This is a genomic window from Enterobacter cloacae complex sp. 394I7 (genome assembly GCF_057320345.1).
In genome coordinates, this window is sequence record NZ_JBXWCR010000006.1 from 160071 (window position 1) to 183625 (window position 23555).

A 23555-nucleotide genomic window follows, 5' to 3' on the forward strand; every position below is an offset into this window, starting at 1 on the left:
GTGCTCTGACCGGGAAGAAAAATGACCCCGCGAACGCAGCGGGGCACCTGGAGTTGTCTGGCCTGGTCGAAGCTTAGTGGATCGGAGGAAAAAAGTTGGTGCAATAATTGCGCTGCGTGATTATCACCCTTTTAGAGTCTCCTCTTTGCGGCTGGTTCGACTGCTGTGAGCGATATATCTGGAGCGCACTATCTGTGAGTCACCTCTTATTTACATCATTTAAACCTTCCATTAACTGGATAAAAAGAACGCGCCGTCGCTATAGTGGTTTTGTTTAATAAAACTCAGTTGTACCTAATAAAACAAAGAACATACCCTGCGAGGACACAATGACAGAACATTTACGTAACGGTGCTACCGCCACCGAGGACATAGAAAGAGAGACGATGCGGAAGGTGATCTGGCGTATTCTCCCGTTTCTGATTGTCAGTTACCTGGTCTCCATTATCGATCGCGGGAATATCGGCATGGCTTCGCTGCAGATGAATGAGGACCTTGGCCTCAGCAAAGCTGCATTTGGCTTCGCCAGCAGTCTTTATTTCGTGGCCTATTTTCTGTTTGAAGTACCCAGCAACCTGGCCATGCAGAAAGTCGGCGCCCGGCTGTGGATCCCGCGCATTATGATCAGTTGGGGCATCGTCTCCATGTGTATGTCCCTGGTGCAGAACACCACGTCGCTCTATATCGTCCGTTTTCTTCTCGGTGCTGCAGAGGCGGGCTTCTTCCCGGGCGTCGTGCTGTATCTGACCTGGTGGATCCCGTCCCGCTACCGCGCACGCATTATTGCGTCCTTTATGGTCGCCATCCCACTCGCTAACTTCATTGGCTCCCCGCTTTCCGGGTTGATACTGTCCCTGGATGGCTGGCTGGGTCTTCGCGGCTGGCATCTGCTGTTCATTATTGAAGGCTTGCCGGCGGTGCTGCTGGGTATTGCAGCCTGGTTTATTCTCCGGGATCGCCCTCATCAGGCGAGCTGGCTTAGCAGTGAACAGAAACACTGGCTGGAAACCACGCTGGAAACCGAGCGCAATCAGCAAAAGAATATCGGACACCAGACCACCTGGCAGTTGTTAAAGCATCGCCAAATCTGGCTGATGGCGCTGATTTACGCGGGTGCATCGTCCGCGGGTACCACCATCAGCGTCTGGTCTCCTCAACTGCTGAAATCCTTCCATCTCGATAATCTTGAGACAGGTCTGCTTAACGCCATTCCTTACGGTCTGGCATCTGTTCTCATGATTGTATGGGGGCGGAATTCCGATCGTACCAACGAACGCCGCTGGCATACCGCACTCACGCTATTCATAATTGCCGCCGGCGTGTTCGCCGCCTTTGTGAGCGTCTCGCTGTCTGCCACGATCGTTATCCTCAGCATTATGCTGATAGGCGCCTATTCAATGAAAGGGCCTTTCTGGGCGCTGGCGTCCGGTTGGATGAGCAGTACCTCAGCGGCGGCGGGACTGGCCGCGATTGGCGCCATCGCAAACCTGATAGGCGGGGCGGTGATGGTAAACGCGTACGGCATTATCAATGAGCGGACGGGCAGCTACACGCTGGCGATGCTTCCACTGGCCGCGCTGTGCGTGGCCGGGGGGATAGCGGTGCTCATTATGGGCCGACAGGCCCGCAACGCTCAGCTACACGAAAAACAGGTCACGCATTAGCGTTGACAGAAGCGGGACAACTGTCCCGCTTCTGCATTTAAAGATGTTCTTCCGCCGTATCGCTCGTTTCCCCAAAAAACTGCTGACAGAAGAGCTTACTGGCTCCCATTTTCTGCGACAGACGGCTTGCTGCCGCCTTCATCAACTGACCTATCTCCTTCTCACGACGATCTTCCGTCAGCCGTGAGATGGGGCCGGTCAGGGCTAACGCCGCAACCAGCTTGTCGTGAACACCGAAGACAGGCATCGCAAACGCAGCGGTGTGGGGATCGCGTGCGCCTGACGTGTAGAATGGGAGTTCAGCGTCTCCCTCCGGCAGGCTCTCATTGAGCCCCCAATGGCGTAATACCTTACTGATGGCCGAATTATCGAGCGGAAACTGGCTACCGGGAAGATTGCTGTGTCGCAGGCCATGCGACGCTTCAGCGCGAAACAGGCAAAGCCGCTGCCCTCCCTCCAGCACATACCAGCTGGCACTCTCCTGAGACGCCAGGGATAAGGCCTGAAGCTCTGGCTGAACCACTCGGGAAAGATGGAAAGATTGTTCATACAGCTTGCCGAGGTAAAGCAGACGTGGGCCCAGCGCATAATTGCCGTCTTCATGCCTGACGACGTAATTCATCCGTTCAAGAGAATTCATCAAGCGGTAAACCGTGGTTTTGTGATAACCCGATAGCTGTGCCAGCGCGGTCAGCGTCAGGCTCTCATCTCCAGGACGGAAGCAATCCAGTAAAGCCAGCGCTTTTTCAACCGCTACAACGCCTTCATTCCCCATCATTATCTCCTTGTTAGCCCGGCAGTGAGTGTACCTCAAATTTTGTGAGTCACTTCGTGTTTACATCACAAACGCCATCTCGGGTCTGGCTAAAAGGAAAGCAACACCGCTATAGTTGTTTTGCACTGTACACCTGCATTGTACTTAGTAAAACAATATGGAGGCATTCATGTCCGTTACTGAAAAAAAACCGATTAATCGCCAGTTTGATCGCGTTTCTGCCGAGGACGTTCGTCGGGCTGCCGAGTATCAGGCCGCTATTCTGGCCGACGTGGCCGGTCGCCGCGGTACGCTTCATGGCCGCATCAAACCGCTGGCCCCACACATGTCCGTTGCGGGTCCGGCCATCACCGTTGAAGTCCGTCCGGGTGATAATCTGGCGATTCATGCCGCGATGGCGGTGGCGCAGCCCGGCGATGTCCTGATCGTCGATGGCAAAGGCGACCTGAGCTGCGCGCTGCTTGGGGAAATCATGGCCACTCAGGCTCAGGCGAGCGGCATTGCGGGCATTATTATTGACGGCGCTGTACGTGACGCCGATACCTTAAGCAAAGGTCACTACCCTGTCTTTTCTGCCGGTCTGAACCCCTGCGGCCCGACAAAGCTAATTTCTGGTCGGGTTAATCATCCCATTTCAGTCGCCGGGGCGACGGTTCAGGCCGGGGATCTGGTTGTCGCGGATATCGACGGCGTGGTAGTCATCCCGCGCGATGAGGTTCAGGAAGTTATCGCGCTGGCAAAAGGAAAGCTGGAGATGGAGACCCGACGCCTTGCCGCCATCCGTGAAGGCGATTTACGTCCACACTGGCTTGATGACGCGCTGCGTAAGGCAGGTATGTTAGATGACGGGGAGACGCTGTGATGGGGGGCAAAGACGTAGTTCTGGTTACCGGAAGCGACCTGGCGGAGCAGGCCATGGTGATGTTGCAGGGCTTTGAGGTGGTGTTTGCGGGCCGCCAGCCCACAGAAGATGAACTGATCGCGCTGTGTGAACGACACAATCCTGTGGCGATTCTGGTACGTTACGGCAAGATTACCGCGAAAGTCATGGATGCCGCCCCCGCTCTGCAGGTTATTTCCAAGCACGGAAGCGGGATCGATGTGATAGACCAGACGGCAGCGGCCGAGCGCAACATCGCCGTCCGCGCTGCGCCAGGTGCAAACGCGGCGGCAGTGGCTGAACATACCTGGGCGCAGATCCTCGCCTGCGCAAAGTCGGTGGTGCCTCTGGACAAGCGCCTGCGAGACGGGCACTGGGATAAGGCGACGCATAAATCCATTGAACTGGAGGGCTTAACGTTAGGGCTCATCGGATTGGGTGCTATCGGCTCGCGTGTGGCACATATTGGTCACGCATTCGGCATGAAGGTGCTGGCTTACGATCCCTATGCTAAGTCCATGCCTGCCCTGTGCGAACGCGCAGAAACGCTGAAAGGACTTCTTTCCCGTTCCGATGTCATCTCTTTGCACTGTCCGCTGACCGATGAGAATCGGGGGATGATCAATAGCCAGACGCTCGCACACTGCAAGCGGAACGCAATTCTGGTAAATACGGCACGCGGCGGACTGATCGACGATGAATCGTTACTGGCGGCGCTCAGGGATGGCACGCTGCACAGCGCAGCGCTGGACAGCTTTACCCACGAGCCGCTGACGGCGCCGCACCGCTGGCAGTCCGTAGAAAACGTGGTTATTTCACCGCATATTGGCGGCGTTACCGCAGCGTCATATATCAAGATGGGGACCGTGGCCGCGAGCAATATTCTTGCTGTAACAGACGTAACCACCGTCAGCCCGTAAAGCCATCTGTGACGAGTGGCAGTGCTCTTATGTCACTTGTCTTCTGCCAGCGCCTGAGCGCACGCCCAGGCACTTGCCCATGCCCACTGGAAATTGTATCCGCCGAGCCAGCCGGTCACATCCATCACCTCACCAATAAAATAGAGCCCCGGCACGTTGCGCGCTTCCATGGTGCGTGAGGAGAGTTCATGGGTGTCGACCCCGCCAAGCGTCACTTCCGCCGTGCGGTAGCCTTCGGTGCCGTTGGGCTGCACCCGCCAGGCTGTCAGCGTCTCAACCAGCACCTCCTGTTCGCGGCTGTTAAGCTGCTTGAGCGACACATCGGGGATCTGACCCAGCACCTGCAAACATTCCACCAGACGTTTTGGCAACTGCATGGCCAGCGTGTTTTTCAGGCTTTGATTCGGGTGCGCCGCGCGTTGCTCGTTGAGGAAAGCCTCCAGGTCGCATTCGGGTAGCAGGTTAACCGTGACAAACTCCCCCGGCTGCCAGTAGCTGGAGATTTGCAGTACCGCCGGGCCGGAAAGACCACGGTGGGTAAACAGCAGATTTTCACGGAACACCGTACCGTCTTCAGCCGTAATGACCGACGGAACCGAGACGCCAGAAATCGTCTGGAGCTGTTCCAGCAGGGGCTTATGCAGGGTGAACGGTACCAGCCCCGCACGGGTGGGCAGCACGTTCAGGCCAAACTGTTCGGCAATCTTGTAGCCGAATGGTGAAGCACCGAGCCCCGGCATGGAGAGGCCACCGCTGGCAATCACCAGGTTATCGGCGCTGACGCTTTCCCCGTTTAACTGCAGCGTGTAGCCCTGCTCATCGCGGGACACCTCCAGCACTTCCGTGCGCAGGCGCATTACCACGCCGCCCTTCTCGCACTCGGCCACCAGCATATCGACAATCTGCTGGGCGGAGTCATCACAGAACAGCTGGCCCAGCGTCTTCTCATGCCATGCGATACCGTGCTTACCCACCAGGTCGATAAAGTCCCACTGGGTGTAACGCGCCAGGGCCGATTTGCAAAAATGACGGTTCTGGCTCAGATAAGCTGCGGGTTCGACATAGAGATTTGTAAAGTTGCAGCGCCCGCCACCGGACATCAGAATTTTACGTCCTGGCTTTTTACCGTTATCCAGCAACAGCACGCGACGACCCGCCTGTCCGGCCATCGCCGCACAAAACATACCCGCCGCACCGGCGCCAATTACCACGGCATCAAACCTTTCCACGTCAAAATCCTCTTCGTTAACTGCCGCGGATTGTAAAGTTTCCTCTGTGGTCACACCAGCGCAATTAACCGAGATATCAGTCATATACTTGAAATATAAAATATATTTCTTTACCTAACGCCAACAAAGCCGAAGTTATATCAAAAAAAAGCTATATTTCACTTTGCCCGCCGCGCATTTGTCCTGGATAATGCGCCGCGTTCATGTCCTCAAAATGGCGTAACGTCCTATGCTACATTTGTTTGCTGGCCTGGATTTACATACCGGGCTTTTATTATTGCTTGCTCTGGTTTTTGTACTGTTTTACGAAGCGATCAACGGCTTCCACGACACTGCAAACGCAGTAGCAACGGTTATCTACACTCGCGCAATGCGATCGCAGCTCGCGGTTGTTATGGCGGCGGTATTTAACTTTTTTGGTGTTCTTCTGGGTGGACTGAGCGTTGCATATGCGATCGTGCATATGTTGCCAACGGATCTGCTTCTCAACGTTAGTTCTGGCCATGGCCTCGCTATGGTGTTCTCAATGCTGCTTGCTGCAATTATCTGGAACCTCGGTACCTGGTATTTCGGCCTGCCTGCATCCAGTTCTCACACCCTCATCGGCGCGATTATCGGTATTGGGTTAACGAATGCCCTCATGACCGGTACCTCGGTTGTTGATGCGTTAAACATCCCGAAAGTGCTGGGAATTTTCGCCTCACTGATTGTCTCCCCTATCGTGGGTCTGGTGGTCGCAGGCGGATTGATTTTCATCCTGCGTCGTTACTGGAGCAATACAAAAAAACGCTCCCGTATTCACCTGACGCCTGCAGAGCGTGAGAAGAAAGACGGCAAGAAAAAGCCGCCATTCTGGACGCGGATTGCCCTGATCCTTTCCGCTATCGGCGTTGCCTTCTCTCACGGCGCGAACGACGGTCAGAAAGGCATTGGTCTGGTAATGCTGGTACTGATTGGCGTCGCACCGGCGGGATTCGTGGTTAACATGAACGCCTCCGGTTACGAAATCACCCGTACCCGTGATGCGGTGAACAACGTTGAAATCTACTTCCAGCAACACCCTGAGCTGCTGAAGAAGGCAACCGGCGTTGACCAGTTGATCCCTTCTCCTGAAGCAGGCGCTACCACTGCGCCGGGCGAATTCCACTGCCATCCGGCAAACGCGATTAACGCGCTGGAACGTGCCAAAGGCATGCTGGGTAATATCGAAAGCTACGACAAACTGTCCGTTGAGCAACGTGGTCAACTGCGTCGCATTATGCTGTGCATCTCTGATGTCACGGATAAAGTGGCGAAGCTGCCAGAAGTGAATGCTGACGACCAGCGTCTGCTGAAGAAACTGAAAGGCGATATGCTCAATACTATTGAGTACGCGCCAATCTGGATCATCATGGCTGTCGCACTGGCTCTCGGTATCGGTACGATGATTGGCTGGCGTCGTGTGGCGACCACCATCGGCGAGAAGATCGGTAAGAAAGGCATGACGTATGCGCAGGGTATGTCCGCGCAGATGACGGCGGCGGTTTCAATCGGTCTGGCGAGCTATACCGGTATGCCAGTTTCGACCACCCACGTACTCTCCTCTTCCGTGGCAGGGACCATGATTGTTGACGGCGGCGGTCTGCAACGCAAAACCGTGACCAACATTCTGATGGCCTGGGTATTTACCCTTCCGGCCTCTATCCTGCTGTCGGGTGGGTTGTACTGGATTTCGCTGAAGCTTATCTAATCGGCAGAACGCGATAAAAAAGCGGCTCAGGAAACTGACCCGCTTTTTTTATGCTCAGTGCCAAATCATCAAGGCAATCATGCTGACCACAACCAGACCACACAGAGCGCTGGTTAAAATGAACTGACGGCGAAGACGCTCGCAACGGCGAATAAACTCTTCATCGTGGTGATCGCGATAGCGCTGGTAATAGATATACCCTACCAGACGCATCTGCTTGCTGGGCTGTCCGTGCGAGGTGAAGAACCCTCCACCGTCCACATACTGATAAAGCAACGGATCGCAACCACGAAGTACCACTAACAGCGCACGTAACGATGAGAAGTAGCGCGCCATATTCACTATGCAAACCACGCATAACGCCCAAAACAATGCGACGGTGCTAATCATACATCCTCCCCGGCGTACGCCCACGAAGCAAGGCCTCTGAGCTACCGCACTCCAGTGCCCTGACAGACAGTTCAGTGAAAGAATGAACAAAAGTCGATCCGGTTCGCGTTTTAATATCCGAACGGCTCATTAAATAGTGTAGGAGATCCGTTAATTTTTTTGCCACAAGGTTAATCGTTATCAACACCAAAGCTTGAAAAATATGTTTTACTGGGCCGTAATGAAAGCATCAGACGACGGCTTTTCCATTTAGTCATCGATAACTTAAGGAAGGAGTAACACTATGGCTTACAAACACATTCTCATCGCGGTAGACCTCTCTCCGGAGAGTAAAGTGCTGGTTGATAAAGCGGTATCCATGGCACGCCCTTACAACGCGAAAGTTTCTCTTATCCACGTTGATGTGAATTACTCCGACCTCTATACCGGTCTGATTGACGTCAATCTCGGTGATATGCAGAAACGCATCTCTGAAGAGACACACCACGCCCTGAGCGAACTGTCCACCAACGCGGGCTACCCTATCACCGAAACCTTAAGCGGCAGCGGCGATCTGGGTCAGGTGCTGGTTGATGCGATTAAGAAATACGATATGGACCTGGTCGTTTGTGGTCACCACCAGGACTTCTGGAGCAAGCTGATGTCTTCAGCGCGTCAACTGATTAACACCGTTCATGTGGATATGCTGATTGTTCCACTGCGTGACGAAGAAGACGAGTAAGTCTGCTTTCCCTCTCCCAAAGGGAGAGGGAACCGTTCGAGCCTCTTTCCAGCGCGGGTTGGGGTGACGGCATCAAACCGCACACCCTAACCTTCCTGTTCCGGCGTCCCCGAATAAATATCAAACCGGTGCCCTTTGGTAACCACCGCATTGGCCGTGGCCACGTCCGCCAGCGGCGGCGCATAGTCCGGGCGTTTCACCACCACGCGCTTCGTGGCTAACTGACGAGCAGGCACCAGCAAACCATCCGCGTCTAAATCCGGCCCGACCAGCGACTGGAACACCCGCATCTCTTTCTTCACCAGCGCGCTTTTCTGCTTATGCGGGAACATCGGGTCGAGGTAGACCACCTGCGGACGCGGAGTGATATCGGTCAGGGCCGTCAGGCTGGAGGCGTGAATCAACTGCAAGCGTGCCTGCAGCCACAGTCCAATCTCCGGGTCGGCATAGCCGCGCGTCAGCCCGTCGTCGAGCAGCGCGGCCACGACCGGATTGCGCTCCAGCATCCGCACGTGACACCCTACCGAGGCCAGGACAAACGCATCGCGCCCTAAACCCGCCGTGGCATCTACCACGTCCGGAAGATAGCTTCCTTTGACGCCAACCGCTTTGGCAACCGCTTCACCGCGACCGCCGCCGAACTTGCGCCGGTGCGCCATAGCGCCCCCCACAAAATCGACAAATATCCCGCCGAGCCTGGGTTCGTCACGCTTACGTAATTCCAGATGCGCCGGCGTCATCACCAGCGCCATCAGGTTTTCATCATCATGCTCCAGCCCCCAGCGGGCGGCCAGAACAGATAAGGCGCCGTCTCCGGCGCCTGTTTCATCGACTAAACAAATCTTCACGTAACGGTTAGCCTTTAATTCCGTAGTGCTCAAGCATCGCATCCAGCTGCGGCTCGCGGCCACGGAAGCGTTTGAACAGCACCATTGGCTCTTCAGAACCGCCGCGCGTCAGGATGTTATCAAGGAACGACTGGCCGGTTTCACGGTTGAATATGCCCTCTTCTTCAAAGCGAGAGAACGCATCCGCCGCCAGCACGTCGGCCCACAGGTAGCTGTAATAGCCTGCCGCATAGCCGCCCGCGAAGATATGGCTGAACGCGTGCGGGAAGCGGCCCCAGGTTGGGCCAGGAATAACGGCGACCTGCTTTTTGATCTCGGCCAGCGTCTCGAGGATTTTCGCCCCCTGCTCCGGACTAAACTCGGCGTGCAGACGGAAGTCGAACAGGCCGAACTCCAGCTGGCGCAGGATAAACATCGCCGCCTGGTAGTTTTTCGCCGCCAGCATTTTATCCAGCAGTTCTTTAGGCAGCGGCTCGCCAGTTTCGTAATGGCCGGAGATGAACGCCAGCGCGTCCGGCTCCCAGCACCAGTTTTCCATAAACTGGCTTGGCAGTTCGACCGCATCCCATGGCACACCGCTGATACCGGCAACGCCTGCGGTTTCGATGCGGGTCAGCATATGGTGCAGGCCGTGACCGAATTCGTGGAACAGGGTAATCACTTCGTCATGGGTAAACAGCGCAGGTTTGCCATTCACCGGACGGTTAAAGTTACAGGTCAGGTACGCCACCGGCTTCTGCAGGGAACCGTCCGCTTTGCGCATCTGCCCGACGCAATCATCCATCCATGCACCGCCGCGTTTGTTCTCGCGAGCGTACAGATCCAGGTAGAAGCTCCCGCGCAGCTCGTTCTTCTCGTCATACAGTTCGAAGAAGCGCACGTCCGGATGCCAGACGTCGATGTCGGTACGTTCTTTGGCGGTGATCCCGTAAATGCGTTTAACCACTTCAAACAGACCGTTAACGGCTTTGTTTTCCGGGAAGTAAGGACGCAGCTGCTCATCGCTGATGCTGTAAAGGTGCTGTTTCTGTTTTTCACTGTACCAGGCGATATCCCACGGCTGCAGCTCATCGACACCGTATTCCGCTTTCGCGAAGGCGCGCAGCTGTGCCAGCTCTTTCTCGCCCTGCGGACGCGCACGTTTCGCCAGGTCAGTCAGGAAATCGAGGACCTGCTGTGGATTTTCCGCCATTTTGGTGGCGAGGGATTTGGAGGCGTAGCTCTCAAAGCCCAGCAGCTGTGCCAGCTCGTGACGCAGCGCGAGGATTTCAGCCATCACCGGGCTGTTATCCCACTTACCGGCATTCGGACCCTGATCGGAAGCGCGGGTGCTGTACGCACGGTACATCTCTTCGCGCAGCGCCTGATTGTCGCAGTAGGTCATGACCGGCAGGTAGCTCGGGATGTCCAGGGTTAAGAGGAAGCCTTCCTGCTCTTTCGCTTCGGCCTGCGCTTTCGCCGCCGCCAGCGCGCTTTCCGGCATACCGGCCAGCTCGGCTTCGTCGGTAATCAGCTTCGTCCAGCCCATGGTCGCGTCCAGCACGTTGTTGCTGTACTGGTTGCCCAGCTCAGACAGACGGGCCGCAATTTCACCGTAACGGGTCTGTTTCTCTTTCGGCAAACCAATGCCGGAGAGTTCGAAATCACGCAGAGCGTTATCGACCGATTTTTTCTGCGCGGTGTTGAGTTCGGCATAGTGGTCGCCATCGCGCAGGTCGCGATAGGCTTTGTACAGCCCCTCGTGTTGACCAACCCAGGTGCTGTACTCAGAGAGCAACGGCAGGGTTTGTTCATACGCTTCACGGAGTTCCGGGCTGTTTTTCACTGAATTCAGATGGCTTACCGGGGAGAAGAGGCGTCCCAGCACGTCATCCACTTCGGCCAGCGGCTGACACAGATTTTCCCAGGTGTACGGCGCGCCCTGCGCCACCACGCTTTCTACCGCCGCACGGCAGTTGTCCAGCGCCTGTGTTACGGCTGGAACCACATGCTCAGGGCGGATTTTAGAAAACGGTGGCAACGAAAAAGGCGTCAGTAATGGATTGGTCATAAACGCTGTCCTGTTGAATAAGATGAATGAAGCGCGCATCCGGCGCTGTGCATATGCGATCTAGAATGGGGATAAGTGTAGAGGATTTCAATGCCAGACGTTGCGCTTTCGCGGCAGGATAAACTTTTCTGTATACTGTGGCGATACGCTCTATTTTTGCCCGATGGCGCTACGCTTATCAGGCCTACGTTTACTACCTGGAACACATTCATTCATGCTCAGTTATCGCCACAGCTTTCACGCAGGCAACCACGCCGACGTCCTTAAACACACCGTTCAGAGCCTGATCATTGAATCACTCAAAGAGAAAGATAAACCGTTTCTCTATCTGGACACCCACGCGGGCGCGGGACGTTATCAGCTGAGCGGCGAACATGCCGAACGCACCGGGGAATACCTGGAAGGGATCGCCCGCATCTGGCAGCAGGACGACCTGCCGGCAGAGCTGGAGCCCTACATTGGTGTGGTGAATCATTTTAACCGCAACGGCCAGCTGCGCTACTACCCTGGCTCGCCGTTGATTGCCCGCCAGCTGCTGCGCGAGCAGGACAGCCTTCAGCTGACCGAGCTGCACCCAAGCGACTTCCCGCTGCTGCGTTCTGAATTCCAGAAAGACAGCCGCGCCCGTGTGGAAAAGGCGGATGGCTACCAGCAGCTGAAGGCCAAACTGCCGCCGGTATCCCGTCGCGGTCTGGTGCTGATCGACCCGCCTTATGAGATCAAAACCGATTATCAGGCGGTAGTGAGCGGTATTAACGACGGCTACAAACGCTTTGCGACGGGCACCTATGCCCTGTGGTATCCGGTGGTGCTGCGTGCGCAAATTAAACGCATGATCAAAGACCTGGAAGCGACCGGTATCCGCAAAATTCTGCAAATTGAACTGGCCGTGCGCCCGGACAGCGACCAGCGCGGCATGACCGCTTCCGGCATGATTGTGATCAACCCGCCATGGAAGCTCGAAGCGCAGATGAACAACGTGCTGCCGTGGCTGCACAAGACGCTGGTGCCGGCCGGAACGGGCCATGCCACCGTCAGTTGGATCGTGCCGGAGTAATCGCAGTCATCGGTGGAAACTATTGATTTCAGGTATACAATCGCGGCAATTCACGATTAAGGATAAAAGCTATGACTAAGCATTATGACTACATCGCAATCGGCGGCGGCAGCGGCGGCATCGCCTCCATCAACCGCGCGGCCATGTATGGCCAGAAATGTGCGCTGATCGAAGCCAAAGCGCTGGGCGGCACCTGCGTCAACGTGGGTTGTGTACCGAAGAAAGTGATGTGGCATGCGGCCCAAATCCGTGAAGCAATCCATATGTATGGTCCGGATTACGGCTTTGACACCACCATCAATAACTTTGACTGGAACAAGCTGATCGCCAGCCGTACAGCCTATATCGACCGTATTCATACCTCGTACGACAATGTGCTGGGCAAGAACAACGTCGATGTTATTCATGGTTTTGCGCGCTTTATTGATGCGAAGACGATCGACGTTAACGGTGAGACGATCACTGCCGATCACATCCTGATCGCGACCGGCGGGCGTCCGAGCCACCCGGATATTCCCGGTGTGGAATACGGTATCGACTCCGACGGTTTCTTCGAGCTGCCTGCTCTGCCAGAACGTGTTGCCGTGGTGGGCGCGGGATACATCGCCGTAGAACTGGCCGGTGTGATTAATGGCCTGGGCGCAGAAACGCACCTGTTCGTGCGTAAACACGCGCCGCTGCGCAACTTTGACCCGCTGATCGTCGATACGCTGGTCGAAGTGATGAATACCGAAGGCCCAACGCTGCACACCCACGCCGTGCCAAAAGCGGTCGTGAAAAATGCAGACGGTAGCCTGACGCTTGAGCTGGAAGATGGCCGTAGCCAGACCGTGGATTGCCTGATCTGGGCGATTGGTCGTGAACCGGCTAACGACAACTTCAACCTGGCGGCGACGGGCGTTAAAACCGATGAGAAAGGGTATATCGTTGTCGATAAATTCCAGAACACCAGCGTTCCGGGCATTTACGCGGTGGGCGATAACACCGGTGCGGTCGAACTGACGCCGGTTGCGGTTGCCGCGGGCCGTCGCCTCTCTGAGCGTCTGTTTAACAACAAACCGGAAGAGCATCTGGACTACAGTAACATTCCGACCGTGGTCTTCAGCCACCCGCCAATCGGCACAGTGGGCTTAACAGAACCTCAGGCGCGCGAGCAGTATGGCGACGACCAGGTGAAAGTGTATAAATCCGCGTTCACCGCGATGTATACCGCCGTCACCTCTCACCGTCAGCCATGCCGCATGAAGCTGGTCTGCGTGGGTCCGGAAGAGAAGATTGTCGGTATCCACGGCATTGGCTTTGGCATGGACGAGATCCTGCAGGGCTTCGCCGTGGCGTTGAAAATGGGTGCCACCAAGAAAGACTTCGATAACACCGTTGCGATCCACCCGACAGCGGCCGAAGAATTTGTCACCATGCGTTAAGCAAAATGCCCCTCTGCGGAGGGGCGTTTGTTTCAGACATAAATCGTTGCACAACGAATGCTCTGAATTATTTGCCCCATAAATCTTTCTCAAAATCCCTTTTAGCCTTTATTTTTCAGGCAATTACTGTTTTAACTCCGCAAATACCCCGCGTTTAAAAACGTGATCAACCGCACATTTCCCTCAGCCAACACCGAAGCGAATGTCTACGCTTATAAGACGCCCGGAAAAAACTGTTATTTTGAACACACAACCGGAGGTCCTTATCGCCATGTTCAACCAGAAACTACAGGCTGCCGAGAACATCGAGTTCGAGATTGCAGAAGAGCTGCGCTACGAGACCGATCCCTGCGAGTTAAAACTGGATGAAATGATTGAGGCGGAGCCGGAACCCGAAATGATTGAGGGGCTACCCGCCTCTGATGCTCTGACGCCCGCCGATCGCTATCTGGAACTGTTCGAGCACGTGCAGTCGACACGGCTGTTTGCGGACAGCAAAACCTTCCCCGACTGTGCCCCGAAGATGGATCCTCTGGATATTCTGATCCGCTATCGCAAGGTCAGGCGCCACCGGGATTTCGACCTGCGCCGGTTCGTGGAGAACCACTTCTGGCTGCCAGAGACCTATACCACGGAATATGTCTCCGACCCCGGCCTGTCGCTAAAAGAGCACATTGACAGCCTGTGGCCCGTGCTGACGCGCGAGCCGCAGGACCACATCCCCTGGTCTTCTCTGCTGGCGCTGCCGCAGGCCTATATCGTGCCCGGCGGGCGTTTTAGTGAGACCTATTACTGGGATTCCTACTTCTCTATGCTGGGTCTGGCAGAGAGCGGACGTAACGATCTGCTGAAATGTATGGCGGATAACTTCGCGTGGTTGATTGAACGCTACGGCCATATCCCGAACGGTAACCGTACCTATTATCTCAGCCGCTCCCAGCCGCCGGTATTTGCCCTGATGGTGGAGCTGTTTGAAGAGGATGGTGTGCGCGGTGCAAAGCGCTACCTTGAACACCTCAAAATGGAGCATGCCTTCTGGATGGACGGGGCGGAATCGCTGCTGCTTAATCAGGCCTATCGCAGTGCGGTGCGTATGCCGGATGGCTCGCTGTTAAACCGCTACTGGGACGACCGTGACACGCCGCGTGATGAATCATGGATTGAGGATGTGGAAACCGCCCGTCACTCTGGCCGTCCGCCGAATGAGGTTTATCGCGATTTGCGCGCAGGTGCGGCCTCCGGCTGGGATTACTCCTCGCGCTGGCTGCGGGAGCCTGGCCGACTTGCCAGCATCCGCACCACGCAGTTTATCCCTATCGATTTGAACGCGTTCCTGTTCAAGCTGGAAAGCGCGATCGCCAATATTTCGGCATCGAAAGGGGATAAAGAGACCGCGGAACTGTTCCGCCAGAAAGCCAGCGATCGCCGCGCCGCGGTGAACCGGTATCTGTGGGATGACGAGAATGGCTGTTACCGTGACTACGACTGGCGCCGCGAGGTCATGGCGCTGTTCTCAGCGGCGAGCATTGTGCCGCTGTACGTTGGCATGGCGACCCACGAGCAGGCTGAACGCTTGTCTGATGCGGTAAAAGCACGTCTGCTGACGCCGGGCGGGATTCTGGCCACCGAGTACGAGACCGGCGAGCAGTGGGATAAACCCAACGGCTGGGCGCCGCTGCAGTGGATGGCGATTCAGGGCTTCAAACAGTACGGCAATGACTCGCTGGGCGATGAGATTGCCTGGAGCTGGCTGCAGACGGTGAATCATTTCTATAAAGCCCACCATAAGCTGATTGAGAAATATCACATCGCCAGCAGTACGCCGCGCGAAGGGGGCGGGGGTGAGTACCCGCTGCAGGATGGCTTCGGCTGGACTAACGGCGTGGTACGGCGGTTGATAGGGTTGTATGGGGAGCCGTGACCTTCTGCGGTCTGATGCCCGTATCCATCCCTCTCCTGCCGGGAGAGGGAGAAGACAGGATTAACGAATCACTTCATAAATGGCGGTCTGGATGGACTGCCATTTTTTTGTGGTGGCATCCGGCTGTGATTGTGCCCGACGCGTCGCCAAATCCAGATCATGCTGCTGGCGCTTCACCACGGCAGGCACGGTGCAAAACGCCTTCAGATACTGTTTACGCATTGACGTCAGGGACTCGCCATTCGACATGGCATGGCTGAGCGTGTTGATAAAGCGCCGGCACGGCTTCTGTTCCACCATGTTCTGTCGGTAGCGCAACATCAGCTCCAGAACGTCGTCATAGTCAGCCGACATCGCCTCTTCCGTCCAGGAGAGCTTCCAGTCCATCCCTCCCTGCAAAAACAGCAGTGCCACCCGGGTATCATTGCGGTTAATCGCCGAGCGGAAATTATTCTCGTCCCAGGTCACGCCCATGCGCGACAGCGTCTCGCGCGAGGACGGGGTTTCGCGCATCTCCTGAGGCTGGGCCGTTTCTGCAACGTTCCCGGCTGCAGGCTGGGGTTTACTGCTGGTTACCAGCCAGAAGCCGCCCGCCACAATGGCAATCACCATCACGCCAACCGCCCCCCATAACGCGCCGGAAATAAGCTGCTCACGCTGTTCTGGCGTGCGCGGTGCGCGCTGGGTCGGTTTTTCAATCGTGTCACGAACCTCAAAGAGATCCCCGCCGGTCACACGATCCATTTTCTGCGCCTTTTCCCAGAAAGCATGCAGCTCGCTGGCATCCACCGCCATCAGTCCGGCCGGGTTGACGCGGGTTCTCCCCTCTTCAAAAGCACGTTGAACCGGTCGGGTGATCTGCGTGTAGTAGTTATCCAGCAGCTGGATTTGCGCCGAACTTAACGCCTTCTGCACGGTAATATTGTTACGGATTTGCCGAATATCATCGAGGAAGGTTTGCAGGGTTTTCCGCGGTTCCACCATCAGCGTGAGCATTGACGGATCGCTAAACAGCGAGGCGTAGTAGCGGCTGAACTCTTTTTTATCCACCAGCATCTGTGCCAGCTCACTGAACATCATGCCGCTCAGTACATCATTGATGTCACCAAGCTTCAGCCAGCGCCGCACGCGGTCCGCGTTAAACAGGGTTTTAAGATGGTTATTCAGCCGCACCTGATCGGGCCAGGCCTGCTGGATGAGCCCTTTTATCATCAACTCAATTGTACGCACCTGCTTGTGCGCCTGTTGTTGCTGGAGTTCACTGCCTGGCTCCACTTCGGTGCTGTAGGTCAGAAGAGGCTGCTGCAAACGAAGGTGCTCCAGGGTGGTCACAAACCGCATCGCAGCAATCAGCTGGTTTTCACTGACATCCTGACCGCTTTCGTACTGAGGAACACGCTGCTGAAGCAGACGCAATTGTAGCGTGAATTCGGACATCTCCGCGTCATTCAAATTGAGCGTCTTCGCAACCGCATTCCAGCCCCCCAGGCCTAAACGCGCGCTGTCCAGTTGTTCCAGAAACCAGCGTGGATCTTTTCCCTCAGAAACATGTACATTCAGGAGAAGTAAAATTTCAACCGAGGCCTGGCGAATAACCGCCAGACAGTGTTCGAACTGTTCGCGGATAGGGTGTGCTGTGCTGAGAGTCATTGTTTTCCTTAAGCGACAACGAAGACAACCAGAATGGGCCCGTAATGGCCGTTTTTCTTTTTATTTATACGAGGTTAACCATACCTGACTTTCTGTTGAAATAAAGTGACACCACGAAAATCATTTTAAATGTTTCAGGAGAATCTGAATGCCTGTCTTAACGACATCGCGTCTTATCTGTTCACCGCTGCAAGACCATGACTGGCCCTTTTTCCTGGCGTTGCAGCACGACCCCGAGGTGATGCGTTTTGTCGCGGAAGATCGCCCCGTGGAGGCGATCCGCGAGGCGTTCGAATCTCGTCTGACGCCCTGGACGCCGGGCAGCGCGCACTGGCTTTGCCTCGTTGTGCGTGACGCCACCTCCGGCGTACCGCTCGGCGTCACCGGTTATATTCATCGCGATGACGATTGCGCGGAAGTGGGTTTTCTTTTTGCACCTGCGGCCCAGGGGAAAGGCTACGGCTTCGAATCGCTGCAGGCGCTGTGCGGTTACGCCTTTCATCAGGGCGGCATACGCCGCCTCACCGCCACCGTCACGGCGGGGAATATCGCCTCCAGACGCCTGCTGGAAAAAACGGGCTTTCGTCTGGAAGGCGAGTTACGCGAGAGTTATTACCTTGGCGGACAATGGCATAATGACTGGCTGTTCGGTTTATTGAAGCAGGAATATCTCAGCAATCATTTCTGATCTATAGCCATTTGGCGGATATTTCGCGTGTGTCGTTTCCTCTACAATATTGCCATTAAGAGGAAACGAATATGAAAGGTCATGCGCTGAAGATATCTTCTGCCGCCATTGCGTTAATAAAAAAACACCAGGGGCTTTCTCTGGAGAAATATCGTGATGAAAACGGTTTATGGGTTATTGGCTATGGCCATGTTATTCGCCAGGGCGAATGTTTTCAGCGTCTTATCACGCCGCTACAGGCTGAATATTTACTTCACGATGATATTCAGCTGTGCGAAACGCTGCTGCGGGAAAAATTTAAACGCCCGTTAACCCAACAGCAGCACGACGCGCTGGTGTTAATGATGCTCAGTTTCGGTGAGACGACCTCACTCCCGACCGCAATTCTTCAGGCCGTCGCCCGGGTATAGTACATCGCGGCCTGGGTTCTGTTTTTCACCTCCAGGCGGCGGAAAAGCGCTTCCAGGTGCGCTTTCACCGTGGCGGCGCTGATGTTGAGATTGCGCCCGATCTCTTTGTTGGACTCCCCCGCCGCCAGTAATTTCAGGACTTCGCGCTGGCGTTCGCTTAAGGATAATAACGCCTGCGGCGCCGACGGTTGCCTCACCCACTCACCGGGGAAGCACACCATTCCTCGGGAGACCGAATCCAGCACTGCGGAAAAGCGCTCCGGGTGCGCATTGCGGGGAATAATGGCCATCACGTTTCGCTGCAGCAATTGCTCAACCCATCGGGCCTCTTTTTTAGCCAGAACCATTACCACGCGTATCGACGGAAAACGCTGCATGATCGCTTCCAGCCAGGCGATCCCCTCATCCTCAATTAAATTCCCGTCAATCATGACGATAGCCGTGGGTGACGCTGAAATTTGCGCCCATAAATCTTCTGCCTGACAGCTTCCCGTAATATTTATTTCCGGAATTAATTTCTGAAGACTGTGTATCGCTCCGTGAATAAACAGGGACTGCCTGTCAAACATAATTACCCGCATCGTTTTTCTCCCTCTGAGAGTCGCGAAGGGAGATTCTACAGAGGCATTATTTAAGAAAAAACTCAATGAACGGAGACGTTACAAATCCACCAGTGTTATTTATATCTCCCAGTATCTGGACACATTCAATTTGAGGATTTCCTTAAGAGTTTCCTTCCCCTTAAGCGAAGGCATCACAGGAACATACCGCCTGACACTTCAATACGTTGCGCATTCATCCAGCCCAGTTTATCGCTGAGCAGTGCCGCAATGGCATCACCGATATCATCCGGCAGCCCTACGCGCCCGAGCGCCGTCTGCGATGCCAGCATCTGATTAAGCTGCGCGTTGTCACGCACGCGTCCGCCGCCAAAGTCGGTTTCTATCGCACCGGGAGCAATGATATTGACGGAGATACCGCGCGCGCCCAGCTCTTTCGCCTGGTAGCGGGTCAGCACTTCCATCGCCCCTTTCATTGCTGCATAGGTGCCGGAACCGGGTTGCGTAAAACGGGCCAGCCCGCTGGAGACGTTCAGGATCCGCCCACCGTCGTTCAGCAAGGGAAGCAAACGCTGCGTCAGGAAAAAAGGCCCTTTGAAATGGATATTCAGCGCCTCATCAAACTGGGCTTCCGTTGTCTCGGCATAGGGCGCGTACAAGCCCGTCCCGGCGTTGTTTAATAAATAATCAAAGGTTTCACGCTGCCATACGGTCTTAAGGATTTCCTGAAGCTGAGCGGCAAAAAGGTCGAAACTGGCAACATCTCCGACGTTGAGCTGCAATGCTGCCGCGTTAACGCCTTTTTGCTGAATTTCGCGCACAACATCCAGCGCGTCCTGTTGGCTTCGGTTATAGGTCAGGATAATTCCCGTTCCGTCTGCTGCGAGCTTCAACGCCGCGTTTTTACCCAGACCACGGCTACCACCTGTGACTAATGCAATACGTTCAGACATAAGAAACCTCGTTTTGACTGTTGTGGAGATTGAGAAAGAGCTTATTAGGTGATAGAAGATCAATAAAGATGTCGCAGAGCGCTTCACTGTTTCAATTGCAACAACAATGAGCTTCGTCTATGGATAAAATTCACGCAATGCAGCTGTTTGTTCGTGTCGCGGAACTGGAGAGTTTTTCCCGGGCGGCGGAGTCACTGACGCTGCCGAAAGGCAGTGTTTCGCGGCAAATTCAGGCGCTGGAAAACCGACTGGGAACCCAGCTATTGCACCGAACCACGCGTCGCGTAAGCCTGACGCAGGACGGCATGGTGTATTACGAGCGGGCAAAAGATCTTCTGACAAACCTGGATGAACTGGACGGTATGTTCCAGCATGACCCCTCCACCATCAGCGGTCGGTTACGCGTGGATATGCCCGTCAGCGTTGCTCGAAATTTAGTCATCCCCAAACTGCCTGCTTTTCTGCAGCAATATCCGGGCATCGAGCTGGAACTTAGCAGCAGCGATCGCCTGGTGGATGTTATTCGTGAAGGGTTTGATTGTGTGGTACGCGTCGGCGCGCTCAAAGACTCGGGACTTATCGCCCGCCCGCTGGGCAAGCTGTCGGTGATTAACTGCGCCAGCCCGGATTATGTCACGCGTTTTGGCTATCCGGACACGCTGGAAGATTTGGGTTCACACGCCGTCATTCACTATGCCGCCACGCTGGGAACACGTCCCCAGGGCTTTGAATTTTATAACGGCACGACGACGCAGTGGGTGAAGACGGGCGGGGTTTTGACCGTCAACAGCACAGAAACGTATCAGGCGGCGTGCATCGCCGGACTGGGTATTATCCAGGTGCCGCGCGTTGGCGTGCGTGACGCTCTGCGCACCAGGAAGTTGATTGAAGTTCTCCCGCAGTACCGGGCGGAACCGATGCCGGTATCGCTGATTTATCCCCACCGGCGCAACCTCTCCCGTCGGGTACATCTGTTTATGGAGTGGCTGACTGCACTCACAAAAGCTTACGTGGATTAGTCGCAAGCTATAATTCAATAACATCCAGCCAAACGAAAAGGAAAAGTCGCGTGACGCCGGAAAACAACCCGCAACGACCTACCCAACATTTAGATTACGAACCCATCCAGAAGATGGAAACCGGGCCCGAAGAAGTAAAAATGGCAGGCACCGCCAGCAAAGCGCTGGGGACTGTCACCAGCCTGGCAGAGCGGATACAGCAGTTCCCCATGATTGCGCACCTGATACGCGCGACAGAGCGGTTTAATGACCGCATGGGTAACCAGTTTGGGGCTGCCATCACCTATTTCTCTTTTTTATCGATGATCCCGATCCTGATGGTGTCTTTTGCCGCAGCCGGTTTTGTGCTCGCGTCACACCCAACGCTGCTGCAGGATATCTTCAATAAAATCCTGAATAACGTCAGTGATCCGACCCTCGCCACCACGCTCAAAAACACCATTAATACCGCCGTACAGCAACGTACGACGGTCGGTATCGTCGGTCTGTTGATTGCCCTTTACTCTGGGATTAACTGGATGGGCAACCTCCGCGAGGCCATTCGTGCCCAGTCGCGCGAGGTGTGGGAGCGTAAGCCTCAGGACCAGGAGAAAATCTGGGTTAAGTATCTTCGCGACTTTGTTTCGCTGATTGGCCTGCTCGTCGCGCTGATTGTGACGCTCTCCATCACCTCTGTCGCCGGTTCGGCGCAGCAGATGATTATCTCTGCGCTCTATCTGGATTACATCGAGTGGCTGAAGCCCGCGTGGCGCGGCATTGGACTGGCTATTTCCATCTTCGCCAACTATCTGCTGTTCTTCTGGATCTTCTGGCGCTTGCCCCGCCATCGTCCGCGTAAGAAGGCGCTGATCCGCGGCACATTGATTGCGGCGATAGGCTTTGAAGTGATCAAAATTGTGATGACTTACACTCTGCCATCGCTGGTGAAATCCCCTTCTGGCGCGGCGTTTGGCTCGGTGCTGGGGCTGATGGCGTTCTTCTACTTCTTCGCCCGCCTGACCTTGTTCTGCGCGGCGTGGATTGCCACCGCCGAGTACAAAGACGACCCGCGTATGCCGGGTAAAACACACCGATAACGCCTCTCCCGGGCTGAAACTTCAGCCCGATTCATCATTTCAGCATATAAATCCAGTCCGTAACTTTTATTTAACCAAAAACCAGTTTTATCAGCTGATATTTGAAAACTGTGAAGCATTTCATGGAAGTGTTTTGTCTGGCCTGAACATTATCCGCTTTTTGTTGCTTTTATCACCAGCGCGCGGCTTTGTTACAGATTGAAATGTCGCTTTTGCTGTGCGTAATATGGCCTTTCGTCCGACTAAAAATAAGAAAATATTATGCAAGCAACAGCCACAACACTCGACTCCGGTGCGGAAACCGCGCCGGTTAACTCGCGAAACAAAGTTGTCGTCGCCTCGCTGATTGGCACCGCCATTGAGTTCTTCGACTTTTACATTTATGCCACCGCAGCGGTCATTGTCTTCCCGCATATTTTCTTCCCGCAGGGTGACCCGACGGCAGCCACGCTGCAGTCTCTGGCTACCTTTGCGATCGCGTTTGTTGCGCGTCCGATTGGCTCTGCCCTGTTCGGACACTTCGGCGATCGCATCGGCCGTAAGGTCACGCTGGTAGCCTCGCTGCTGACGATGGGGATCTCCACCGTCGCTATCGGCTTGCTGCCTACCTACGAAACCATTGGTATTCTGGCCCCGATGCTGCTGGCGCTGGCGCGTTTTGGTCAGGGTCTGGGGCTGGGCGGTGAATGGGGTGGTGCGGCGCTGCTGGCCACGGAGAACGCACCGGCACGCAAACGCGCGCTGTACGGTTCATTCCCGCAGCTTGGTGCACCGATTGGCTTCTTCTTTGCGAACGGGACTTTCCTGCTGCTCTCCTGGCTGCTGACGGACGAACAGTTCATGAGCTGGGGCTGGCGTATTCCGTTCGTCTTCTCCGCCGTGCTGGTACTGATTGGCCTGTATGTCCGCGTGTCACTTCACGAAACGCCGGTTTTCGCTAAAGTTGCCGCCGAGAAAAAACAGGTAAAAGTGCCGCTGGGTACGCTGCTGACTAAACACGTCCGCGTGACGGTACTGGGCACATTTATCATGCTCGCGACCTACACGCTGTTCTATATCATGACGGTCTATTCAATGACGTTCAGCACCGCCGCCGCGCCGGTTGGGCTCGGCCTGCCGCGTAACGAAGTGCTGTGGATGTTGATGATGGCGGTCATTGGGTTTGGCGTCATGGTGCCGATTGCCGGCCTGCTGGCGGATAAGTTTGGTCGTCGCTCAAGCATGATTGTTATCACCACGCTGATCATTCTGTTTGCCCTGTTCGTCTTCCCGCCGCTACTGGGTTCAGGTAGCCCTGCGCTGGTCATGGCGTACCTGCTCATTGGTCTGAGCCTGATGGGCCTGACCTTCGGCCCGATGGGCGCGCTGCTGCCAGAGCTGTTCCCGACGGAAGTGCGTTATACCGGCGCGTCGTTCTCCTATAACGTTGCCTCTATTCTGGGTGCGTCCGTTGCGCCTTATATCGCCACCTGGCTGCAGGCAAATTATGGCCTGTTCTACGTGGGCGTTTACCTGGCCGCCATGGCAGCGTTGACGCTGATTGCCCTGCTGCTGACCCACGAGACGAAGCACCAGTCTCTGTAATTCACCG

21 protein-coding genes are annotated in these 23555 nt (G+C 55.3%); 13 read left to right on the top strand and 8 right to left on the bottom strand.

Annotated features, from left to right (window positions below; genetic code table 11):
* The first annotated feature begins 329 nt into the window (after window positions 1-329).
* The gene (locus AC2FAP_RS19200) at window positions 330-1664 is read left to right on the top strand and encodes an MFS transporter (protein WP_078774775.1); all 1335 of its coding nucleotides are present in this window, start codon (window positions 330-332) and stop codon (window positions 1662-1664) included.
* 37 nt (window positions 1665-1701) lie between these two features.
* On the opposite strand, the gene AC2FAP_RS19205 is transcribed toward AC2FAP_RS19200, so the two are convergent.
* Window positions 1702-2439: an IclR family transcriptional regulator gene (locus tag AC2FAP_RS19205; RefSeq protein WP_020884507.1), complete on the bottom strand. Its 738-nt coding sequence runs from the start codon at window positions 2437-2439 to the stop codon at window positions 1702-1704.
* Between the two features lie 169 nt (window positions 2440-2608).
* Here AC2FAP_RS19205 and AC2FAP_RS19210 point away from each other — a divergent pair, with 169 nt between their 5' ends.
* Window positions 2609-3301 carry an RraA family protein gene (locus AC2FAP_RS19210; RefSeq protein WP_025202818.1) on the top strand — a complete coding sequence of 231 codons (693 nt, stop codon included), beginning with the start codon at window positions 2609-2611 and terminating at the stop codon, window positions 3299-3301.
* Window positions 3301-4239 (top strand): NAD(P)-dependent oxidoreductase, encoded by a 939-nt coding sequence (locus AC2FAP_RS19215; RefSeq protein ID WP_449541975.1) that lies wholly within the window; start codon window positions 3301-3303, stop codon window positions 4237-4239. The genes AC2FAP_RS19210 and AC2FAP_RS19215 overlap by 1 nt, the downstream gene beginning before the upstream one ends.
* 32 nt (window positions 4240-4271) lie before the next feature.
* On the opposite strand, the gene AC2FAP_RS19220 is transcribed toward AC2FAP_RS19215, so the two are convergent.
* Window positions 4272-5468 carry a BaiN/RdsA family NAD(P)/FAD-dependent oxidoreductase gene (locus AC2FAP_RS19220; protein WP_449541976.1) on the bottom strand — a complete coding sequence of 399 codons (1197 nt, stop codon included), beginning with the start codon at window positions 5466-5468 and terminating at the stop codon, window positions 4272-4274.
* 229 nt (window positions 5469-5697) lie between these two features.
* Here AC2FAP_RS19220 and pitA point away from each other — a divergent pair, with 229 nt between their 5' ends.
* Window positions 5698-7197: an inorganic phosphate transporter PitA gene (gene pitA / locus AC2FAP_RS19225; RefSeq protein WP_014172068.1), complete on the top strand. Its 1500-nt coding sequence runs from the start codon at window positions 5698-5700 to the stop codon at window positions 7195-7197.
* 54 nt (window positions 7198-7251) lie between these two features.
* Here the strand turns inward: pitA and uspB are convergent, their stop codons facing one another.
* Window positions 7252-7587, bottom strand: coding sequence for a universal stress protein UspB (uspB, locus tag AC2FAP_RS19230; protein WP_003861224.1), 336 nt, complete (start codon window positions 7585-7587; stop codon window positions 7252-7254).
* Window positions 7588-7870: 283 nt separating this feature from the next.
* Here uspB and uspA point away from each other — a divergent pair, with 283 nt between their 5' ends.
* Complete coding sequence (gene uspA, locus AC2FAP_RS19235) at window positions 7871-8308, top strand: universal stress protein UspA (RefSeq protein ID WP_003861223.1); 438 nt, start codon at window positions 7871-7873, stop codon at window positions 8306-8308.
* An 86-nt stretch (window positions 8309-8394) separates the two neighbouring features.
* Here uspA and rsmJ read toward each other — a convergent pair whose 3' ends face one another.
* Window positions 8395-9156, bottom strand: a complete 762-nt coding sequence (gene rsmJ / locus AC2FAP_RS19240; RefSeq protein WP_044857865.1) for a 16S rRNA (guanine(1516)-N(2))-methyltransferase RsmJ — start codon at window positions 9154-9156, stop codon at window positions 8395-8397.
* Window positions 9157-9163: 7 nt separating this feature from the next.
* A complete protein-coding gene (prlC, locus tag AC2FAP_RS19245) occupies window positions 9164-11206 on the bottom strand; it encodes an oligopeptidase A (protein ID WP_032680115.1) in 2043 nt (680 codons plus the stop codon).
* A 214-nt stretch (window positions 11207-11420) separates the two neighbouring features.
* On the opposite strand from prlC, the gene AC2FAP_RS19250 reads away from it, so the two are divergent.
* The 3 genes from AC2FAP_RS19250 (at window position 11421) to AC2FAP_RS19260 (ending at window position 15608) form a co-directional block, all read left to right on the top strand.
* Window positions 11421-12263 carry a 23S rRNA (adenine(2030)-N(6))-methyltransferase RlmJ gene (locus tag AC2FAP_RS19250; RefSeq protein ID WP_020884500.1) on the top strand — a complete coding sequence of 281 codons (843 nt, stop codon included), beginning with the start codon at window positions 11421-11423 and terminating at the stop codon, window positions 12261-12263.
* Window positions 12264-12334: 71 nt separating this feature from the next.
* Window positions 12335-13687, top strand: coding sequence for a glutathione-disulfide reductase (gene gorA, locus AC2FAP_RS19255; RefSeq protein ID WP_047954796.1), 1353 nt, complete (start codon window positions 12335-12337; stop codon window positions 13685-13687).
* Window positions 13688-13958: 271 nt separating this feature from the next.
* Window positions 13959-15608: an alpha,alpha-trehalase gene (locus tag AC2FAP_RS19260; protein ID WP_020884498.1), complete on the top strand. Its 1650-nt coding sequence runs from the start codon at window positions 13959-13961 to the stop codon at window positions 15606-15608.
* Between the two features lie 60 nt (window positions 15609-15668).
* Here AC2FAP_RS19260 and AC2FAP_RS19265 read toward each other — a convergent pair whose 3' ends face one another.
* A complete protein-coding gene (locus tag AC2FAP_RS19265; RefSeq protein WP_449541977.1) occupies window positions 15669-17258 on the bottom strand; it encodes an STY4199 family HEPN domain-containing protein in 1590 nt (529 codons plus the stop codon).
* Between the two features lie 148 nt (window positions 17259-17406).
* On the opposite strand from AC2FAP_RS19265, the gene AC2FAP_RS19270 reads away from it, so the two are divergent.
* Entirely contained in the window at window positions 17407-17946 is a 540-nt protein-coding gene (locus tag AC2FAP_RS19270; protein WP_449541978.1) for a GNAT family N-acetyltransferase, read from the top strand.
* A 71-nt stretch (window positions 17947-18017) separates the two neighbouring features.
* A complete protein-coding gene (locus AC2FAP_RS19275) occupies window positions 18018-18356 on the top strand; it encodes a lysozyme (protein ID WP_014172077.1) in 339 nt (112 codons plus the stop codon).
* Here the strand turns inward: AC2FAP_RS19275 and AC2FAP_RS19280 are convergent.
* Window positions 18335-18937, bottom strand: coding sequence for a response regulator transcription factor (locus tag AC2FAP_RS19280; RefSeq protein WP_277493204.1), 603 nt, complete (start codon window positions 18935-18937; stop codon window positions 18335-18337). The genes AC2FAP_RS19275 and AC2FAP_RS19280 overlap by 22 nt on opposite strands.
* 173 nt (window positions 18938-19110) lie before the next feature.
* The gene (locus AC2FAP_RS19285) at window positions 19111-19869 is read right to left on the bottom strand and encodes an SDR family NAD(P)-dependent oxidoreductase (protein WP_044857220.1); all 759 of its coding nucleotides are present in this window, start codon (window positions 19867-19869) and stop codon (window positions 19111-19113) included.
* 119 nt (window positions 19870-19988) lie between these two features.
* Between AC2FAP_RS19285 and AC2FAP_RS19290 the strand changes: the two genes are divergently transcribed.
* The 3 genes from AC2FAP_RS19290 to AC2FAP_RS19300 all read left to right on the top strand — a co-directional run bounded on the left by AC2FAP_RS19290 (window position 19989) and on the right by AC2FAP_RS19300 (window position 23548).
* Window positions 19989-20888: a LysR family transcriptional regulator gene (locus AC2FAP_RS19290; protein ID WP_449541979.1), complete on the top strand. Its 900-nt coding sequence runs from the start codon at window positions 19989-19991 to the stop codon at window positions 20886-20888.
* 50 nt (window positions 20889-20938) lie between these two features.
* Window positions 20939-21964 (top strand): inner membrane protein YhjD, encoded by a 1026-nt coding sequence (yhjD, locus tag AC2FAP_RS19295; RefSeq protein ID WP_449541980.1) that lies wholly within the window; start codon window positions 20939-20941, stop codon window positions 21962-21964.
* A gap of 261 nt (window positions 21965-22225) precedes the next feature.
* Complete coding sequence (locus tag AC2FAP_RS19300) at window positions 22226-23548, top strand: MFS transporter (protein WP_309163653.1); 1323 nt, start codon at window positions 22226-22228, stop codon at window positions 23546-23548.
* Window positions 23549-23555: the final 7 nt, after the last annotated feature.

What these genes read in the sequence shown, in the direction of transcription:
- AC2FAP_RS19275 (WP_014172077.1), top strand. Translation starts at nt 18,018, where the DNA reads ATGAAAGGTCATGCGCTGAAGATATCTTCTGCCGCCATTGCGTTAATA.
- AC2FAP_RS19205 (WP_020884507.1), bottom strand. Translation starts at nt 2,439, where the DNA reads ATGGGGAATGAAGGCGTTGTAGCGGTTGAAAAAGCGCTGGCTTTACTG.
- AC2FAP_RS19300 (WP_309163653.1), top strand. Translation starts at nt 22,226, where the DNA reads ATGCAAGCAACAGCCACAACACTCGACTCCGGTGCGGAAACCGCGCCG.
- AC2FAP_RS19290 (WP_449541979.1), top strand. Translation starts at nt 19,989, where the DNA reads ATGGATAAAATTCACGCAATGCAGCTGTTTGTTCGTGTCGCGGAACTG.
- AC2FAP_RS19215 (WP_449541975.1), top strand. Translation starts at nt 3,301, where the DNA reads ATGGGGGGCAAAGACGTAGTTCTGGTTACCGGAAGCGACCTGGCGGAG.
- AC2FAP_RS19250 (WP_020884500.1), top strand. Translation starts at nt 11,421, where the DNA reads ATGCTCAGTTATCGCCACAGCTTTCACGCAGGCAACCACGCCGACGTC.
- uspA (WP_003861223.1), top strand. Translation starts at nt 7,871, where the DNA reads ATGGCTTACAAACACATTCTCATCGCGGTAGACCTCTCTCCGGAGAGT.
- prlC (WP_032680115.1), bottom strand. Translation starts at nt 11,206, where the DNA reads ATGACCAATCCATTACTGACGCCTTTTTCGTTGCCACCGTTTTCTAAA.
- AC2FAP_RS19265 (WP_449541977.1), bottom strand. Translation starts at nt 17,258, where the DNA reads ATGACTCTCAGCACAGCACACCCTATCCGCGAACAGTTCGAACACTGT.
- AC2FAP_RS19280 (WP_277493204.1), bottom strand. Translation starts at nt 18,937, where the DNA reads ATGCGGGTAATTATGTTTGACAGGCAGTCCCTGTTTATTCACGGAGCG.
- AC2FAP_RS19210 (WP_025202818.1), top strand. Translation starts at nt 2,609, where the DNA reads ATGTCCGTTACTGAAAAAAAACCGATTAATCGCCAGTTTGATCGCGTT.
- AC2FAP_RS19260 (WP_020884498.1), top strand. Translation starts at nt 13,959, where the DNA reads ATGTTCAACCAGAAACTACAGGCTGCCGAGAACATCGAGTTCGAGATT.
- gorA (WP_047954796.1), top strand. Translation starts at nt 12,335, where the DNA reads ATGACTAAGCATTATGACTACATCGCAATCGGCGGCGGCAGCGGCGGC.
- pitA (WP_014172068.1), top strand. Translation starts at nt 5,698, where the DNA reads ATGCTACATTTGTTTGCTGGCCTGGATTTACATACCGGGCTTTTATTA.
- AC2FAP_RS19270 (WP_449541978.1), top strand. Translation starts at nt 17,407, where the DNA reads ATGCCTGTCTTAACGACATCGCGTCTTATCTGTTCACCGCTGCAAGAC.
- uspB (WP_003861224.1), bottom strand. Translation starts at nt 7,587, where the DNA reads ATGATTAGCACCGTCGCATTGTTTTGGGCGTTATGCGTGGTTTGCATA.
- AC2FAP_RS19200 (WP_078774775.1), top strand. Translation starts at nt 330, where the DNA reads ATGACAGAACATTTACGTAACGGTGCTACCGCCACCGAGGACATAGAA.
- AC2FAP_RS19285 (WP_044857220.1), bottom strand. Translation starts at nt 19,869, where the DNA reads ATGTCTGAACGTATTGCATTAGTCACAGGTGGTAGCCGTGGTCTGGGT.